This is a genomic window from Brassicibacter mesophilus, from assembly GCF_050433385.1.
GTDB classification, from domain to species: Bacteria; Bacillota; Clostridia; order Tissierellales; family Proteiniboraceae; genus Brassicibacter; species Brassicibacter mesophilus.
In genome coordinates this window covers 71,260-90,323 of sequence record NZ_JBNPXI010000013.1, presented here as the reverse complement: position 1 = coordinate 90,323, position 19,064 = coordinate 71,260, and the positions used below count along the sequence as shown (strand labels likewise).

12 protein-coding genes are annotated in these 19,064 nt (G+C 40.3%); 10 read left to right on the top strand and 2 right to left on the bottom strand.

Annotation, left to right across the window (positions count from 1 at the left end; genetic code table 11):
* Window position 1: 1 nt before the first annotated feature.
* From potA to HNR33_RS13880, 6 genes are all read left to right on the top strand, one after another.
* The gene (gene potA, locus HNR33_RS13905; protein ID WP_429084400.1) at window positions 2-1,048 is read left to right on the top strand and encodes a spermidine/putrescine ABC transporter ATP-binding protein; all 1,047 of its coding nucleotides are present in this window, start codon (window positions 2-4) and stop codon (window positions 1,046-1,048) included.
* The gene (locus tag HNR33_RS13900; protein WP_429084398.1) at window positions 1,048-1,881 is read left to right on the top strand and encodes an ABC transporter permease; all 834 of its coding nucleotides are present in this window, start codon (window positions 1,048-1,050) and stop codon (window positions 1,879-1,881) included. Before potA ends, HNR33_RS13900 begins: the two co-directional genes overlap by 1 nt.
* Window positions 1,875-2,666: an ABC transporter permease gene (locus HNR33_RS13895; RefSeq protein WP_429084396.1), complete on the top strand. Its 792-nt coding sequence runs from the start codon at window positions 1,875-1,877 to the stop codon at window positions 2,664-2,666. Before HNR33_RS13900 ends, HNR33_RS13895 begins: the two co-directional genes overlap by 7 nt.
* The gene (locus HNR33_RS13890) at window positions 2,666-3,709 is read left to right on the top strand and encodes an ABC transporter substrate-binding protein (protein WP_429084453.1); all 1,044 of its coding nucleotides are present in this window, start codon (window positions 2,666-2,668) and stop codon (window positions 3,707-3,709) included. The genes HNR33_RS13895 and HNR33_RS13890 overlap by 1 nt, the downstream gene beginning before the upstream one ends.
* Before the next feature lie 126 nt (window positions 3,710-3,835).
* Complete coding sequence (locus HNR33_RS13885) at window positions 3,836-5,029, top strand: NAD(P)/FAD-dependent oxidoreductase (protein ID WP_429084394.1); 1,194 nt, start codon at window positions 3,836-3,838, stop codon at window positions 5,027-5,029.
* A gap of 197 nt (window positions 5,030-5,226) precedes the next feature.
* Window positions 5,227-5,778 carry a hypothetical protein gene (locus HNR33_RS13880; protein ID WP_429084392.1) on the top strand — a complete coding sequence of 184 codons (552 nt, stop codon included), beginning with the start codon at window positions 5,227-5,229 and terminating at the stop codon, window positions 5,776-5,778.
* 202 nt (window positions 5,779-5,980) lie between these two features.
* On the opposite strand, the gene HNR33_RS13875 is transcribed toward HNR33_RS13880, so the two are convergent.
* Entirely contained in the window at window positions 5,981-6,613 is a 633-nt protein-coding gene (locus tag HNR33_RS13875) for a TetR/AcrR family transcriptional regulator (protein WP_429084390.1), read from the bottom strand.
* A 238-nt stretch (window positions 6,614-6,851) separates the two neighbouring features.
* Here HNR33_RS13875 and HNR33_RS13870 point away from each other — a divergent pair, with 238 nt between their 5' ends.
* A complete protein-coding gene (locus tag HNR33_RS13870; protein WP_429084388.1) occupies window positions 6,852-14,135 on the top strand; it encodes an S-layer homology domain-containing protein in 7,284 nt (2,427 codons plus the stop codon).
* Window positions 14,136-14,669: 534 nt separating this feature from the next.
* On the opposite strand, the gene HNR33_RS13865 is transcribed toward HNR33_RS13870, so the two are convergent.
* Window positions 14,670-15,785, bottom strand: coding sequence for a YibE/F family protein (locus HNR33_RS13865; protein ID WP_429084386.1), 1,116 nt, complete (start codon window positions 15,783-15,785; stop codon window positions 14,670-14,672).
* Window positions 15,786-15,970: 185 nt separating this feature from the next.
* On the opposite strand from HNR33_RS13865, the gene HNR33_RS13860 reads away from it, so the two are divergent.
* The 3 genes from HNR33_RS13860 to HNR33_RS13850 all read left to right on the top strand — a co-directional run bounded on the left by HNR33_RS13860 (window position 15,971) and on the right by HNR33_RS13850 (window position 19,029).
* A complete protein-coding gene (locus HNR33_RS13860; protein ID WP_429084385.1) occupies window positions 15,971-17,587 on the top strand; it encodes an ABC-F family ATP-binding cassette domain-containing protein in 1,617 nt (538 codons plus the stop codon).
* Window positions 17,588-17,808: 221 nt separating this feature from the next.
* A complete protein-coding gene (locus HNR33_RS13855) occupies window positions 17,809-18,267 on the top strand; it encodes a bactofilin family protein (protein WP_429084383.1) in 459 nt (152 codons plus the stop codon).
* Between the two features lie 225 nt (window positions 18,268-18,492).
* Window positions 18,493-19,029 carry a 2'-5' RNA ligase family protein gene (locus tag HNR33_RS13850; RefSeq protein ID WP_429084381.1) on the top strand — a complete coding sequence of 179 codons (537 nt, stop codon included), beginning with the start codon at window positions 18,493-18,495 and terminating at the stop codon, window positions 19,027-19,029.
* Window positions 19,030-19,064 lie beyond the last annotated feature (35 nt).

The following is a 19,064-nucleotide window of genomic DNA, read 5'->3' as shown; positions in this document are numbered from 1 at the left end:
TATGGAGAACAATATAATTATTGATTTGAGAAATATATCTAAGAAATATGATGATACAGAGGTTTTAAGAGATGTTAATCTTTATATTAGGAAAAATGAATTTTTAACATTGCTAGGGCCAAGTGGATGTGGGAAAACAACTACATTAAGAATTATAGGTGGATTTGAACAACCTACTACTGGAGATATATTATTTGAAGGGAGAAAAATAAATGATGTACCTCCCTTTAAAAGGCAAATCAATACAGTTTTTCAGAAGTATGCTTTGTTTCCACATATGAATGTGTTTGACAATATTGCATTTGGATTAAAGATAAAAAAAATAGGCAGAAAAGAAATAAAGCAAAGAGTTAGTAATATTTTAAAATTAGTTAACTTAAGTGGATTCGAAAGCAGATATGTAGATTCCCTTAGTGGAGGTCAGCAACAAAGAATTGCAATTGCCAGGGCACTTGTAAATGAACCGAAGGTGCTTTTATTAGACGAGCCTTTAGGAGCTTTAGACTTAAAACTAAGAAAAGAAATGCAAATTGAGCTAAAAAACATGCAAAAACGTGTGGGAATAACTTTTATATACGTAACTCATGACCAGGAAGAAGCACTAACAATGTCTGATACAGTAATAGTAATGGATAAAGGGGTAATACAACAAATTGGCAAACCCGAAGATATTTATAATGAACCAAAAAATGCTTTTGTTGCTAACTTTATTGGTGAAAGTAATATTATTGATGGTGTTATGCATGACGATTTTCTTGTTGAGTTTGCGCAAACTAAGTTCAAATGTGTAGATGAGGGCTTTGAGACTAGTGAAAAAGTTGATGTTGTTGTAAGACCAGAGGATATTAAAATAGTTGAAAAAGAAAAAGGAATGTTAAAGGGCGTAGTTACTTCAGTTACATTTAAAGGAGTACATTATGAAATGATAGTTAAGGAAAAGGATAGAGATTGGAAAATACATAGTACAATTATGGAATCAGTTGATTCTGAAATCGGGATGAACATTTCGCCTGAAAGTATTCATATTATGAGAAAGGTGAAGTCATGATGAAAAAAAATTTTATATCCTTTCCTTATCTATTTTGGATGATAGTTTTTATTTTAGTACCTCTTTTGTTGGTTTTATTATTCAGCTTAACTGAGGGGAATGTTCAGAATTTATTCGAGCTAAAGCTTACACTAGACAATTTTAAAAGATTTATTGACCCAGTATACCTTAAAGTATTATCAAGGTCTATATGGCTGGCATTGATTTCCACTATTATATGCCTAATTCTTGGATACCCGATGGCTATGATCTTAGCTAGAACAGATATAAAAAGAAGAAATATGTTAGTACTACTTTTTGTTGTTCCAATGTGGATGAACTTCTTATTGAGAACTTATGCTTGGATGGCATTACTAGGTAAAAATGGGTTCATTAATAAGATTCTAGGCGTTTTTGGGGTCCCAGCTCTAAATCTTTTATATAATAATGGTGCAGTTATATTAGGTATGGTTTATAACTTTTTACCTTTCATGGTACTTCCTATATACTCTGTGCTTAGTAAAATAGATAAAAACATTATAGAAGCTGCAGAGGACTTAGGCTCAAATAGGATTACAGTTTTAAATAAGATTATATTTCCTCTGAGTTTACCAGGTGTAGTGTCTGGTATTACTATGGTGTTTATGCCAGCTGTAAGTACGTTTATTATTTCAAGATTACTTGGTGGAGGACAATATATGCTTATAGGTAATCTTGTAGAACAACAGTTTTTAACAGTATATGATTGGCATTTTGGTTCCGCTATTTCTATTATAATGATGCTATTTATTTTGATCGCCATGGCCTTTACTGCTAAATATGATAAGGACAAAGAAGGGGGTAAGTTATGGTAGAAAAAACAATAAAACGAATATATGCTTTTTTGATTTTTGTTTTTCTATATGCCCCTATCATTGTTCTAATAATATTTTCTTTTAATAATTCAAAATCAAGAGGTAACTGGGATGGCTTTACGTTAAAATGGTATATAGAGCTGTTTAAGGACAGGCAAATATTAAAATCTCTTTATTATACAATAACTATAGCTTTAATGTCATCTACTGTTGCCACTGTAATAGGAACATTAGCAGCTATATCAATACATAACATGGGATCAATAAAGAAGAAGATTATTATGAATATAAACTATTTACCTGTATTAAATCCAGATATTGTGACAGGTGTGGCTTTGATGTCTCTATTCGTTTTTATAGACCTTAAGCTAGGATTTTTATCTATGTTATTAGCTCATATAACCTTTAGTATTCCATATGTTGTCTTATCGGTATTGCCAAAACTTAGACAGCTAAATAAACATTTGGCTGAGGCAGCAATGGATTTAGGTGCTACTCCATTTTATGCATTTAGAAAGGTTATACTTCCAGAGATCATGCCTGGGATAATAACAGGTACTCTTATGGCATTTACATTGTCAATTGATGATTTTGTTATTAGCTTTTTTACGACGGGATCAGGAGTGTCGAATCTTTCTATTACCGTATACTCTATGGCTAGAAGAGGAATAAATCCTAAGATTAATGCACTTTCAACATTGATGTTTTTAAGTGTTCTAATCTTATTATTAATAATAAATAAAAGATCAGAGAAAGAGATTAAAGGAAAGGATGATGTAGCTTGATAAAAAACACTAAAATTGTAATAATAGCAGTACTAGTTTTAGCAATTGGATTAGTAAGTACAGGGTGTGGAGGAGAAGGCCAAACTGTTCTTAATGTTTATAACTGGGGAGATTATATTGATGAAACAGTTATTGATGAGTTTGAAAAAGAGTTCAATATTAAAGTAAACTATGAAACATTTGCAACTAACGAGGACATGTATGTAAAGATTAAATCAGGCGGTACAAACTATGACGTTGCCTTTCCATCTGATTATATGATTGAGAAAATGATTAAGGAAGATATGTTACTTAAGATTGATATGAATAATATTCCTAACTATAAATACATTGGAGATAGATTTAAAAATTTAGATTTTGATCCAAACAATGAATATTCAGTTCCATATATGTGGGGTACAGTTGGAATATTATATAATGCTAACATGGTTAAGGACACAGTCGATAGTTGGGATATTCTTTGGGATGAAAAATACGAAGGTCAAATTCTAATGCTAGATAGCCAGAGAGACTCTATTGCTGTAGCATTAAAAAAACTTGGATATTCTTTAAACTCTAGAAGTATTGATGAACTTGACAAAGCAAAAGAAGAGCTTATTAAACAGAAACCTTTAGTGCTAGCATATGTTGGAGATGAAGTTAAAGACATGATGATAGGGGAAGAGGCTGCTTTAGCAGTAGTTTGGTCTGGTGATGCTATATATATGATGGAAGAAAATGAAAATCTAAGGTATGTAGTTCCTAAGGAAGGCAGTAACTATTGGTTTGACAACATAGTTATTCCAAATACAAGTAAACATAAAAAGGAAGCAGAGATGTTTATTGATTTTATGACAAGACCAGAAATATCTCTCAAGAATACAGAGTATATTGGATATTCTACTACTAACACAGAAACTATGAAAATGCTTGATGAAGAAATTATTAACAATAATGCAGCGTATCCTAGTGATGAAAAGTTAAAAGGAAGTGAAATATTTTTAGATCCTGGTGATTTCATAAAAGAGTATGATAAAATATGGACTGAAATAAAAGCTAATTAAACCACAGAGTTCTGTGGTTTTTTTGTTTAATAAAGGATGATTAAAAAATTATCAAAGGGGTATTAATTAAATGGACAATGTATGATATTAGATATTAATTTTACAATAGAGCTAGGGAGGTATATTATGAAAACAAATTACGTTATTATAGGAAATGGAATAGCAGGATTATCTGCAGCAAAAGAAATCAGAAATAGGGACAAAGACGGTAGTATTACATTAGTTTCTTCAGAAGAGTATTTGACATATTATAGAGTTAAGCTTTCACATTATATAAGTAAAGATTTTGAGGATAAAGAACTATACATAAATAAAGCTGATTGGTATGAAAAAATGAATATAGAAGTTTTACTAGGCAAGATAGTAGAAAAAATTGATGTAGACAGTAGGTCAATAAAGCTTGATGATGGCAAAATAATTAATTATGATAAACTTTTAATAGCAAATGGTAGCAGACCGTTTATACCTCCAATAGCAGGAAAATTCAAGGCTGGAGTATTTGCGTTAAGAACATTAAAAGACCTAAGGCACATTAAGAAGTACTTTTCTCTATGTGAAGATATCACAGTCGTAGGTGGCGGTCTTTTAGGATTAGAGGCCGCATGGGCAATCAAGGAACTTGGAAAGAAAGTAAATATAGTAGAGTTTGCCCCTTATTTATTGCCTAGGCAACTAGACAAAGAATTAGCAGAGGAAGTAAGTGAGAAGCTTAGAAAGCATGGACTAAACTTATACTTTGATGCAGCTGCTGAAGAGATATTAGGCGAGACAAGAGTTGACGGACTTAAGTTTAAAGATGGAAGAACAATTAAATCTGACGCAGTACTAATATCTGCGGGAGTGAGACCGAACCTAGATTTAGTAATAGATAGCGATATAAAATATGATAAGGGTATTAAAGTAGATAAACATATGAGGACAAATATAGAAGATATATATGCAGCTGGGGATGTAGCAGAGGTTGATGGAAATGTAATTGGTTTATGGGGAATAGCCAATGATCAAGGGAAAACAGCTGGAGAAAATATGACTGAAGGAAATAAAGAATACAAACTTCCAGAACCATTTACTACTTTGTCAATTGGTGATATTTCATTATTCTCTGTTGGAAATGTTAAGGATTTTTCTAACACTATAGAGTATAAAGAAAATAATGTACATCATAAGTTATTCATAACTGAAGGAAAGTTAACAGGTGCAGTACTACTAGGTGATACATCACCAATGATAAAGGTAAAGAAAGCAGTTAATAACAATCTTGATATTTCTGAACATATAAATAATGGTTTAGGATTTAAGGAAATAATTGAAAAACTGTAAGAAAAGACAAAGTCGCTTTTTCTCCACGGTGTCATAGGGACATTTTCTAGACAGTGGTGAAAAAAGAACGAATTTTAAAGGTCTTTCCTTCCAGAGTCATCTCCCTTTCCCGGAAGAACCCTTCCTCTGAGATGACAGCCAGTGTATCCCAGTGTATCATTGAAGGTCAGGACAGGATAACCGAAGGGGGATATATCATGAATCAGGAATATAGGAACAATCTTGGGCCGCTTTATACCGTTGTCCAATTTTCAGCTCTCACCATGCTCATGCTTATTCCATTGCAAATTGTTATTTATGTGATGGTGCCGCCGCCGGATACTGTTCAGGGTTTTTTTGAACTTTACCAGCAAAATCCGTTTTTCGGACTGTTGAGTTTAGATTTTCTGTACCTGTTTAACAACACAATCATTGTCATCCTTTACTTGGCTCTCTTTATACGCTTATGCCGGGAAAAGCTTGTGCTTGTGCTCATAGCATTAACATTTGGCTTAATTGGCGTCACATGTTACTATTCATCCAATCCCGCCTTTGAAATGCTGACATTAAGTCATCAAGCGCTGCCTGAACAGCAAACTATATATTTAGCGGCAGGCGAAGCTTTAATGGCTGGTTATACAGGTACAGCTTTCAACGTCTACTATGTGTTGAACACACTATGTCTGCTATTGTTTTCCTATGCCATATCAAAAGCGCTAAGTTTAAAAAGTCCGTTGGCTGGTGGGGCTTTGCTTCCGGATTCTTTATGATTATCCCTGCGTCGGCAGGAATGCTGGGTCTGGTATTTTCTTTGCTGTCCCTGATCCCTTGGATGGTATTTGTTGCTTTATTGATGATGAATTTCAGAAGATTTGCATCGGAAAGCACCTATTATCCTTATGTGTCATTTGATAGATTGAAAATCACTATGTTTCTGCCATCGGTTTATGTTTATAGATTATATTAAGCATGTTATTCCGTCGTATGCTTCACGATCCCCTCAATCATCAATCTACAATGGGCCACAACCTGTTCCTTTAAGTCAAAGTCAGGATACTGGATGCACCACTCGTAGCTGACACCTCGGATTGCCATCACAAAATGCCGGGACAGGACATCCGGCGACAAAGTGGACTTGAATTCTCCGCTGCGGATTCCCTTGTCCAATACGCTGTGTAACAATGTATAAAGCTCCCTGTTGTAGCTCTTAACTGCTTGGGCATCAACCGTGCCTGCCAGCAGCATTTGATATACTTTTTTCATATTTCCATAGCCGATGCTGCTGATCAGTAGATCGGCTATTTTTTCAGTTAAGGCAAGGAGCATCTGGGAAGCAGGCATATCCTGCGGGAGTGTCTCTAAAAAGGTCTTGTAGTCCGTATCAAGGCGAGCAACATAATCCGCAATCAGAAGGGCGATCAATGCATCCTTGGACCTAAAATGCACATAGAATGCCCCCTTGGTAATGCCGGCCTCATCGGTAATATCCTCTACCCCTACGGTGTCAAAATCGTGTTCCGAAAATAATTTTTTCGCAATTTCATAGAGCTTTCTTTGGGTTTCAGCTCCTTGCAGCTTTCTTTTATCAGGCTTTTTCTTTCTCATTCTTTTGGCTCCTTATATTGAATATTTTCGTAAAGTATAATATAATGAAATAAATTACTAACCCGGTTCACTAAATCGGTTTCTATCTATAGATTTAGTATAGCACTTGCTGATTTCTAATTCAAGCAGTTGGGTAAAATCACTAACTATACTTGATAAAATTTTTGAATTTAACTCGGCAAAGCGTTTGGTGGAACAAATACATTGGGTGAAATTTTTAGGATAAGGAGGAAACAAAATGGGCAGAAACAAAATAATTCATAAGATAACAGCAATGCTGTTGTCTGCCATCATGGTTGCGGGGATGATGCCCGTTTCAGTGTTAGCTGAAACAGATGTACTTCCGCTTGACGGCGAGATTATTGCTTTTGAGAAATTGGATGCGGACATAGCGACGCAGAGAGTGCCCCTTGGTACAACAGAAGCTGACTTGGCATTGCCGGAAACCTTGCTGGCAACCATAAAGCTTGCGGTTTTAGGGGAAGAAACAATGCTGGATTCCGGTGAAACTGATTTGGAATCGCAGGGTGCCGATACAGTGGAGGACTCAGTATACAGTCCGGAGGGAATGACGAGTACGGCAAAAACCACCTTTACAAAGGGCAATGCGGCATTGGATTCTGACGAAACGAACTCGGAACCGGACAGCTCTGATACGGTAAGCGGGTCAGTGATTGGCATTGATGAAATGGATGATATTGAAACTGGTGAGGAATCTGAAATCGCCTCTCCCTCCGATGCGCAAGAAGATGAGGAACGCTTCGAAGCCGAGCCAATGAAGAAAACCGTGGACAGCACGGATGAAATTACCGTTCCCCTGCCTGTCGCCTGGACTTCATCACCGGAATACGATGATGAAACAGCAGGCAAATACATATTCACACCTGAATTATCGGAGGGGATTACCCTCGCAAGCGGCATGGATGCCCCCCGAATTATCGTGACGGTGGCTGCAATGGCAGGCACCGGCCAGGTGACGGCCTTTGATGCATTTCCGGACGACCTTCGCTGGCAGAATACCACCACACCGCAATTCCCGGAAACGGTGGATGGTACTGTGGCGGGCAAGGCTGCTCAAATCCCGGTGACATGGGAGGCCGACCACGATTATGATGGGGAATCTCCCCAACGGGGGCTATATGTGTTCACTGCTGTTTTGGGCCAGGGCTACGGAGTTGCGGACGGCGTGGAGCTTCCCCGCATGACAGTGTATATTCCACAGACAGTCGGCAGGATGGTGGCGCGCATGGCGGGCGGAGGTACAACAGACAGCCCATTGGAAATCACCACAGCGGCACAGCTTGCTGAGATTGCTGCACTGGTGAATGCCCACGAAAATGGGCTGGAGCGATTCCTGTTCAACGATGCGGATGCACGGGTTACACTGGAGTTGCAAAATGACATCGACCTCTCGGCCTATTCCGGCGAAGAGGGCTGGACGCCCATCGGCACATATGATGAGGATACTGGAGAAAGCAGGTATTTCACAGGAACGTTTGACGGCAACAACTATAGCATTACCGGGCTGACTATCAAACGCTCTAACGGCTTCGAACAAGGATTGTTTGGTGCGATCAGTAGCGGTAGCGTGGTAAAAAACCTTGGCATTATGAATGCAGACATTACCGGTAAAATGTATATCGGCGGCGTGGTGGGAGCTGTTGATATCGGCGGCATGGTGCAAGGCTGTTATGTAACCGGTACTGTTAGTGGCGAGGACTCTGTCGGCGGCGTGGCAGGATCTGTCGGCGGCATAGTAGAAAATTGCTACAGCACCGGCAGTATCTCCGGCACCAACTATTCGGTTGGTGGTGTGGCTGGCGAGGTTTATGGTGGCACGGTGCAAAACTGCTACAGCACCTGTGCCATCAGCGGCGGAAATGATGCCGGCGGCATGGTGGGCACTGTTGATGGCGGCATCGTACAAGGCTGTGCGGCGCTGAACCCCACTGTCGCTGCCACGAATGATGTGGGGCGTGTGGCTGGGTATGCTGAGGACAGCATACTTTCGGGGAATATCGCTTTGGCAGGGATGGACTGCACAAGCGATGGCAGCAATTATGATGATGGCACAAGCGCGACTGCTTCTGAAATCAAGGCGGCCGGATTCTTTGAAACTCTGTTTGAAACTGCGGCGGTATGGACATACGCAGAGGGCAAACTCCCCGGCTTTGGTACGGCGGCCCCTATGCCTTCTCATATTGTGGACGGCAGCGATACAAACTTCCGGGGTGCGGGCATAAGCGAAAATCCTTATCAGATTAAGACCGCTGGCGACCTTGCCCAATTGGCGTCACTGGTGAACGTGGGGGATACGACTTATAACGACAAATATTATAAACTGATGAACGATCTTGACCTCTCGGATCATGCAGGCGGCGAGGGTTGGATACCTATTGGCGATGACTCCAATAGCTTTAAAGGCATCTTCGATGGTGGGGGACATAAGGTAGGCAACCTGACCATCGACCGTAGCGGCGCTGATTATCAGGGACTGTTTGGCTGTATTAGCGGTGGAAGCACGGTAAAAGAACTTGGAGTGGTAAATACCAGCATTACTGGATATAGTTATGTTGGCGGTGTGGTAGGTTATATGGCCAGCAGCGGCTTGGTGGAAAACTGCTATAGTACCGGCAGTGTCACAGGGAACGGACTTTTTGTCGGCGGCTTGGCTGGCACTGTTGCCGGCACGATGGAAAATTGCTACAGCACCATTAAGGTCATAAGTAGCGGCAGTTTTGTCGGTGGGGCGGTTGGCACTGTTACCGGCACGGTTGAAAACTGCTATAGTACAGGTAATGTCACAGGTGTCAACTTTGCTGGTGGTATAGCAGGCAGTGTTGATGGTGGTGCGTTACAAAACTGCGCGGCGCTGAATTCCTCTGTCAGTGGTACAAACTTTGTTTGGCGTGTGTCTGGGGATGATACTGCGTTGTCCGATAATATTGCGTTCAGCGGTATGACGGTGATGGAAGATGGCAGCAGCAAAACCATTGATGAGGGAGCGAATCGCGTGGATGGCCTTTCCAAAACCATTGCCGAAATCAGTGCGGAGGGCTTCTTCGAAGCCCTGTTTGCCGGTGACACGGCATGGAGCTACGCTGCGGGCAAGCTCCCCGGCTTTGGTATGGCAGTTCCTATGCCCGATCATCTGATTCCGGTGGGCGCAAGTCCCTTTGCCGGTGCGGGTACGGAAGAAAACCCCTATCTCATTCAAACTGCCGCCGACCTTTCCAAGCTGGCGGAGCTGGTGAATAGCGATGATGAAGCCACTCGCAACGCATACAATAGCAAATATTATAAATTAATAAACGACCTTGATCTTTCTGGCTATGCCGATGGCGATGGCTGGAACCCCATTGGAATGGATACCTTGTTTTGGGGCACCTTTGATGGAGACGGTCACAAGATAAGTAACCTGACCATCAACCGTAATGCCGATTACCAAGGACTGTTCGGCTTGGTGAGCAGCGTCGGTATCGTGAAGAATATTGGCGTGGTAAACGCCAATGTCATTGGCAAAAATTGTGTCGGTGGCGTGGCAGGATATGTATGGGGTGCGACAGTAGAAAACAGCTTTGTTTCCGGCAGCATATCTGGTGCTCAAAGAGTCGGAGGGGTGGCGGGGTGTATTTATAACGGCACAGTGCAAAACTGCTATAGCATTGGCCGTGTCGGTGGTTTATCCGAGGTTGGTGGTGTGGCGGGTACCATAATGGTCGGCGACGCTATTGACGACGGTACAGTACAAAACTGCTATAGCATCTGCAGCGTAACGGGAAGAAATAGCAATGTCCTGACTGGCGGTGTAGTGGGAGCCGTCAAGCTATATAGCTCAGTTAAAAATTGTGTGGCACTGAACCCTTCCGTCAGTGAAGGTACATACAATTTCGGGCGCGTGGTGGGAGGTGCCGACTTCGACGCCCTCTCGAACAACTATGCCTTCAGCTGTATTCCTGGCACATGGGAAAACAAAGGCTCTGGCGCAAAGGATGGCATGGATGTAACCTCGCAGACCCTGTTCGGCGACAGCTTCTGGACGACGGCGGACAACTGGGATACCGCTGCATGGGACAGCAGCATTTGGACATTCGAGGACGATAAGCTGCCGATCTTGACAGGGATTGCCGGACAGAGCGGCGAGGGCGGGTTGTACCTGACGGCGCGGGATATACAATATGCCAGTGTTACGCCGGATGAAAGCAGCTTTACCTATAACGGCAGTGAGCAACGCCCGACCCTGACTGTTACCTTTGACGGTGAAACGCTGGTCAAGGATACGGATTATACCGTGGCAGTCACCAGTACGGACGGCGGCGGTGCCAGTGCAGGCACCAATGTCGGAGAGGTGACGCTGACCCTTACCGGTATGGGCAGCTTTGCCGGCACAAAAAATCTTACCTACACTATAGACAAAAAATCGGTTATCATCACACCTCACTCAGGACAAAGCAAGAAATACGGCGCAATCGACCCGGTGTTGACCTTTGACAATGACGGCGGTTTGGTTCCTGGAGCCTTCGAAGGCAAACTCAGCCGTGGGGTGAACCAAAATGTAGGAACCTACGCCATTGCCCTCGGAAGCTTAAGTGCGGGCGGCAACTACGTGCTTTCCCTTGCTCCGGGCACGGTCAAATTCACCATTGAACAAGCCCAGGTGACAGAGATCACCGTGATCGTGGACAATGTAAACAAAACCGCCTATGAAATGCGCAATGCAGCAACCGCACAGGCGGTGTTGGGTTGGGCGGGTCTGCCGTCAAGTGTGAGTGTCATCACCGATGGCGGTACGGCAATGCTGCCCATCACATGGTCGACTGCCACCGCCTACAATCCCAAGGGTGCTGTATATGAGGTACTCGGAACGCTCACTGGTAACGAAAACATTGACGCAAATAGCATAACCAAGAGCGTAACCGTCACGGTTACCCCAGTTACGGCGGCGAACCCCAGTTTCGGCGACATGCTGGTACTCGTAAACAGCGACAGCTCTGCTACGGCGGCTGAATTGGGTGAAACCATCCTTCCAGCGGGCGGCAGCATTACCGTCGAGGGTGAAAGCGTTGCCTATACCATCCACTGGAATGGTGGACAGACGCTGGACAGAACCATAGTAGGCAACGAGCAGACTTTTACCGGAGCCATCAGCTATGCCTCCCCTCCGGCATGGCTGACCCTGCCGGGTAGTTTCGCCGTTAGCCGTAAGGTGACGGTTACGGATAAAACACCGGTCACCATCGGTGGGATTACGACCACAAACAAAGTCTATGACGGCACAGTCTATGCACCCGATGGCACAGTGACCGCCAGCGACGGCTTTCACGTGAGTCAATTGGAATGGTTGTATGAATCCACCGACGGCGCAGGCTACAACAGCAGCACTGCCCCCATAGATGCGGGAACATACAAACTGACCATTTCTGTGCCGGAGAGTAACGCCAACTACGCAGGCAGGGAGGAATTCCATTTCATCATCGAAAAGCGGAAAATAACCCTTAACGCAGACAATAAGACGGTCGTCAAAGGAGACAGTCTACCGGCATTGACCTATACAGTGGGCAATCTTGCCCCTGGTGAAATCGAGTTGGATGCGTTGACCACCGCCCCCACGCTGCTCTGCCCGACTTTTGACAGCAATACGCCGGGGAACTATGAGATATATCTCACCGGCGGCGCCGCGGCGGACAATTACACAATTACAGGGCGCACCGGCGGCACGCTCATCGTTACGAAGCAGACCTATACCATCACCTTTAACTTGAACGGCGGCACTCATACAGGTGGTGGTGAGTTAACGCAGACTGTCGCTGAGGGCGGTTCGGCAACGGCTCCCACCGTTACCCGCAGCGGCTACAACTTCACCGGCTGGGATAAAGCCTTTGATTATGTGACTTCCAACCTGACGGTTACGGCAGGTTGGAGTCGCAAAGGCGGCGGTGGCGGGGGTTCCTCTGACGACAGCGGCAGCAGCTCTGTCATTGTCACATCACCGGCACCGGATAAGCCCAACACCCCCACACAGGGCGAAATCAAGGTGGATGGCAAAGTCAGCAATGGCAGCGCGGCGGTAACCATTACAAAAAAATCTATGAAGTATGCCTATGAAAAGGCACTTGCTGAGGCAAAGAAAAACGGCAGCGAGCAAAACGGCATCACCCTCGTGCTGAGGGTAAACACCGGTAAGCAAACCGTAAACAACATTACCTTCAATCTGCCGAAAACGGTACAGGACTATATCATTGGCAAGAAAATCGTCAATACCGTTGTGGTGGTGAAAAATCCTGATATTACCATCAGTATGGATTTGGCGACAGTGAGAGAAATCAACAGGCAGTCAAATGCGGATGTGAACATCACCGTCACCCGCGTGAATAACGGCAACCTCACCGGCAATGCCAAGGCTGTCATCGGCTCCCGTCCGGTATTTAATCTGGAAGCCAGCTACGGAAACGGAAAGCTGATTGAGAATTTCGGTGCAGGCAGTGTATCGGTAGCAATTCCATATCCCCTCGGTATAAACGAGCAGGTCGGCAACGTACAGGCGGTCTATGCGGATAAAAACGGCAAGGTGCAGTGGCTGCTCAGTTCTGTTTATGACAGCGTGAACGAGGTGCTTCGTTTTTCTACCTCCCACTTCTCCGTCTATGGCGTTGGCTACAAAAAGGATACGCCCACCTTTACCGATGTGGGCAACCATTGGGCCAAGGATGACATTGCTTTTGTAGTAAACCGTGGATTGTTCAGCGGTACCTCTAAGACCACCTTCAGCCCGAATACCGCCATGACAAGGGGGATGTTCGTCACTGCTTTGGGACGGCTTGCAGATGCCGATGAGAGCGTCTATAAGAAAAGCAGCTTCACCGATGTGAAGAACGACGCCTACTATATGGGCTATATCGAGTGGGCAAGTAAGAATAGCATCGTAAACGGCGTTGGCAACAAGCAGTTTGCCCCGGATCAGTCCATCACCCGTGAGCAGATGGCGGTCATAATGAGCAATTACGCCAAGACCATCGGCTATACCCTGCCAAAGGTTCATGCAGAAAACACCTTTGCCGATAATGCTAAAATCAGCGCCTACGCCAAGGAGGCCGTAAAGCAGATGCAGATGGCAGGAGCCATAAGCGGCAAAAATGGCAATCTCTTTGACCCGCAGGGTACGGCCACAAGAGCCGAGGTATCCGCTGTGCTGCGCCGCTTTGTGGAGCTGGCGATTTCCAGTGACACGGCACAGGGCTGGACGATGAACGATTCTGGGAAATGGATGTACTATGAGAACGGCAAGCCTGTCACCGGGAAAAAGGACATTGACGGCTCGACCTACACCTTCGACCAATATGGCGTGACAGCGGATATACCGAAAAATCTGCGGTACACCACATACACCGTAGAAAAAGGCGACAGCTTCTGGCGCATTGCCCGTAAGCTGGGCTGCACCATGAGCGAGCTGGAACGGCTGAACAACAAAAGCCGGTTCTCTCTGATCTTCCCCAGCGAGGTGCTCCGGGTGCCGGAGAAGTAAAGAACGGCTATTTAAAAGAAATAAGCGAGGTGCATCGGCACCTCGCTTATTTCTTTTTGACCGTATTCAGTTTGCTTTTCTTAAATTGTTCCTATGAAACCGTGGCCTTTAAGTGACTTTGTCTTTTTATATACTGTATATTTAAGTAATTTAAGCATCTGTTTTTTTTTATAAGTTTTTATTTTATCGTAGAGTTGTTAGCGATATTCAAGCTTTTTATATATTTCTAAACCTAGATCTTTTATATATGTGCTTTGCTTTTCGCCTAGATATAAAATATAATATTGCTGATACATCATTTTTAAAAACCTCCTTTTGAAAGTTAATAAAACACCTTAATTAAATTAAATATTATTATCTTTAACTTAATTATATTGATATAAAAACAAAAAGTCAATGTCGAAATTAAAATAATTAATATATTTATTAAAATAATTAATTTTGATATTAAAACATATAAAAAAATAAACCAAATAATTAAATATACAAAATGTATCATGCAAAAAAATAACAGAGTAGAATAATTCTACTCTGTTATTTTTTAAGTTTTAAAATTAATCCAGTTGATAGAGCTGTTATTGGTATCGCGACGATAAGTCCAATGCTCCCAACTAAAGCTCTTACAACTTCAGTTGCTATTAAATCTAGATTTAATATTTTCACTATTGAGGCTTCATAAGCCATAAATAGTAACAGCAATGGGATGGAGCTACCAGTATATGCTAATATCAAAGTATTTGACATAGTACCCATAACATCTTTACCAATATTGAGCCCAGATTTTATTAATTCTTTTGGGCTGATTTCTGGGTGTATCATTCTCATTTCATACATAGCTGATGAAATTGACATACCAATATCCATAACTGCCCCTAAAGTACCTATAATTATTCCAGCAAAAAGTAATCCTCTAAAATCGAAAGTAATTTGCTGTGGAATAAACATGAGCATACTAGCTTCTTCACTACTTAATCCAGTTAATTTTACTAGAGAACCTATTATGTAAGCTAGAATACCTGCAAATATTACTCCGCCAACAGTACCTACAATTGCTGAAATCGACTTTATATTTAATCCAGCAATTATTATAAACGTTAAAACTGTAATGATTACTGCTGCTAATATTGCTACCCAGATAGGGTTATATCCTTTAAGTATTAATGGTAACATAAGCTTAAGGATAGTAGTCGCAGTTATCGTTAGTGTTACTACAGACTTTATTCCTTTTATTCCACCAATTGCTATCAGTAAAATAATAAAAGTTGCTAAAAGTATAAATAAATATGTATCTCTTATATAATCAGTGATATAGATTTGAGGAGCTTCATTAGGACTTTCCTCAATACCAAGTAAAACTTTGTCACCTTCTTTTACTATTATATCAAAAGCTGGATTACCACTTATATTGTTTTCAATAACAAATTCTTCATCTTTATATTTGCCATTCAATACTTTTACTTTTACCACTTGTGTAGAAAGTTCTAAGCTTCCTTGTTCTCCATTATTGTTCTCAACATCAGATATTACTTCAATTACTTTCCCGCGTGCGTCAATAGTATTGTCTTCAGTCTCTTGTTTAAATCCAGTAGCAAACACAATTAGAGTACTTAATAATACTATAATAAGAAAAATTGCTATTCTTTTTCTCACTAAATATACCTCCATTTCTTAAGTATAATATTCCTTGATAATAATAAATTCTTTAATATTATAACATTGATTATCAATTAGTACAAAATAAACCTAGCTAATATACTATAGCTTAGTTGGTTACTTTATGATATAATATGCGAGAGTTTCAATGACAATAAATGCAATGGAGGATGTAAGTAGATATGATTAGTACAAGCAATGTTAGTTTAAGCTATAGTGGAAGAAAATTATTCGATGATGTGAATATAAAATTTACTCCAGGAAATTGTTATGGGGTAATAGGAGCAAATGGTGCAGGCAAATCGACATTTTTAAAAATACTTTCTGGTGAAATAGAGCCTAATACAGGAGAAGTAAATATAACTCCTGGAGAAAGACTTGCAGTGTTAAAGCAGGATCATTTTCAATTTGATGAGTTTGAAGTTTTAGAAACTGTTATAATGGGGCATTCAAGGCTATATCAAATAATGAAAGAGAAGGATGCACTATATGCTAAACCTGACTTTACTGATGAAGATGGAATAAAAGCTGCAGAACTAGAAGGTGAATTTTCTGAGCTAAATGGTTGGGAAGCTGAAGCAGAAGCAGCAATGCTATTGATGGGTTTAGGTATAGTTGAAGAGTTACACCACAAAAAAATGCAAGAGCTCAATGGAGCAGAGAAAGTAAAAGTTCTTTTAGCTCAAGCATTATTCGGGCATCCAGATATACTATTATTAGATGAGCCTACAAACCATTTGGATCTAAAATCTAAATCATGGCTTGAAAACTTTCTAATTGATTTTGAAAGTACCATTATCGTAGTATCTCATGATAGACATTTCTTAAATAAAGTGTGTACTCATATGGTAGACATAGATTTTAGCAAGGTTCAGTTATATGTTGGGAACTATGATTTTTGGTATGAATCAAGCCAGTTAGCACTTAAGATGGCTAAAGATCAGAATAAAAAGAAAGAAGAAAAAATTAAAGAGCTACAGGCATTTATTGCAAGATTTAGCTCAAATGCATCTAAGGCAAAACAAGCTACTTCAAGGAAGAAGCAATTAGACAAATTGACGCTAGAGGATATAAAACCATCTTCTCGTAGATATCCATTCGTAGGATTTAAGCCAGAGAGGGAGGCAGGTAATGATTTGCTTTTCGTTGAAAATTTAAGTAAGACTATTGATGGTGAAAAAGTTTTAGACAACATCAGCTTTGTTGTTAATAAAGGAGATAAGATAGCATTTGCAGGTAATAATGAGATTGCAAAAACTACTCTTTTCAAGATATTAATGGGAGAGATGGAGCCAGATAATGGGAGTTATAAATGGGGAATTACTACTTCTCAATCATATTTCCCTAAAGACAACTCATCGTTTTTTGATGATGTAGACCTAAATCTTGTTGATTGGTTACGTCAATTTTCAGAGGAAAAATCAGAAATATTCATTAGAGGCTTTTTAGCAAGAATGCTATTTTCAGGGGAAGAGGCACTTAAAAAAGCTAGTGTTCTTTCAGGAGGAGAGAAGGTTCGCTGTATGTTATCTAAAATGATGTTAAGCAGTGCTAATGTATTACTACTTGATGAGCCTACTAACCATTTAGATCTTGAATCTATTACTGCATTAAATAATGGGCTGATTAGTTTCCCAGGAACTATTTTGTTCGTATCTCAAGATCATCAATTTGTTCATACAATAGCTAATCGAATTATTGAAATAACTCCAAATGGAATAATGGATAGACAGATGACATTTGATGAGTATATTGAGAACGAAGATATTCAAAAACAACTAGAAATTATGTATAGATAAAAAGAACATTAATTATTAGATTTTTGAGCAGGTTAAGCTGTGAGTATTGTTTTAATAAAATATAATAATTGACAAAAGCTGTGAATGTTTTCACAGTTTTTTTAATGCAAAATTTAATTAGGTTAAAGGAAAAATATACTTAAATAGAATAATTTACACTGATAAAGAGGATAATATAAACTGACTAATAAGATGCAATTCGAAACTTGGGGGTATATGGGTTGTTTAAAAAAGTTACCAATTTAACACAAGAGAACTTGAGCAATAGAACAATAATAGATAAAGAAGCTAAAATAAATGGTGATATAGCGGCAAAAGATGTTGACATATTAGGATTCGTAGAAGGCAATATAGATGCTACTGGAAAAGTTACTGTTATAGGCACTGTTAAAGGAAATATAACTGGAATGGATATAGCTATAAACGGTAGAATATATGGCAATATAATATCTTCAGGTTTAGTATATGTGGATAAAGATGCAGTGATAACTGGAGACATAGAATTTGGAAGTATATTAGTGGAAGACGGAGCAATATTAAAAGGTACTTTCAAGGCATCTGAAAAAGGACAAACAGGGAGAGCTGGTACTGGTGGAGTAAAGATAAGGTGGGGTAAGGACGTTAGTACTTCCAAAGAAGCTAAAATAAGACTGAATAATTTAATTAATAAGACTGATTAGTAGTATATATTAATTGCCGAGCAGAAGCTCGGTTTTTTGTTTTAAACTATTCATCATGAAATATAGGTAAAATATTAAAGGAAAATATATAAAAAAATAGAATAGTAATACTGTAAATACAAGAAAAAATTTACTAATTTAATGCATATCTAAGGACTTAGAGCGTTAGTGTAATATTTTTAGGAACTGAGTTGATTATAGTAAGATTTTGAAAGGGGTGTAAATATGCATGGGATAGTATCACTGTTACCTCAACCATATTACAAAGAGGTTAAGGATATATGGAATGAATTAGAAAAAGAAATAGGATTAACAGGAATTAAAGTTACACCGTACCCACACTTTTCATGGCAAATTGGAGAAAACTATGATTTAAATAGATTGAAAAGTATATTTAATGATATTGCCATGTCTACAAAGCCATTTAGAGTTAAAACAACAGGAGTAGGGCTGTTTACTGGAAAATGTCCAGTTGTTTTTATACCAGTGGTTAAAGATAAAGAACTATTAAAGTTTCATTACTCTGTTTGGGAAAGATTAAGACAAGTTGGAGAAAAAATAAGTGAATATTATAGCCCACAATCATGGGTTCCACATATTAGCTTAGCTTATGGGGATGTTACAAAAGAAAATATTGGAAGAGTAATAAAAGAACTATCCTTTGTGGATTTTAACTGGAGCTTTGAAGTAGATAATATTTCTTTTATTTATGAGCTAGATGGGCAAGTGGGTGAGCTAAAGTATAGATTTAATTTCAAATGACCTTATACAGTACAGCACTTGCATAAGTATTACTA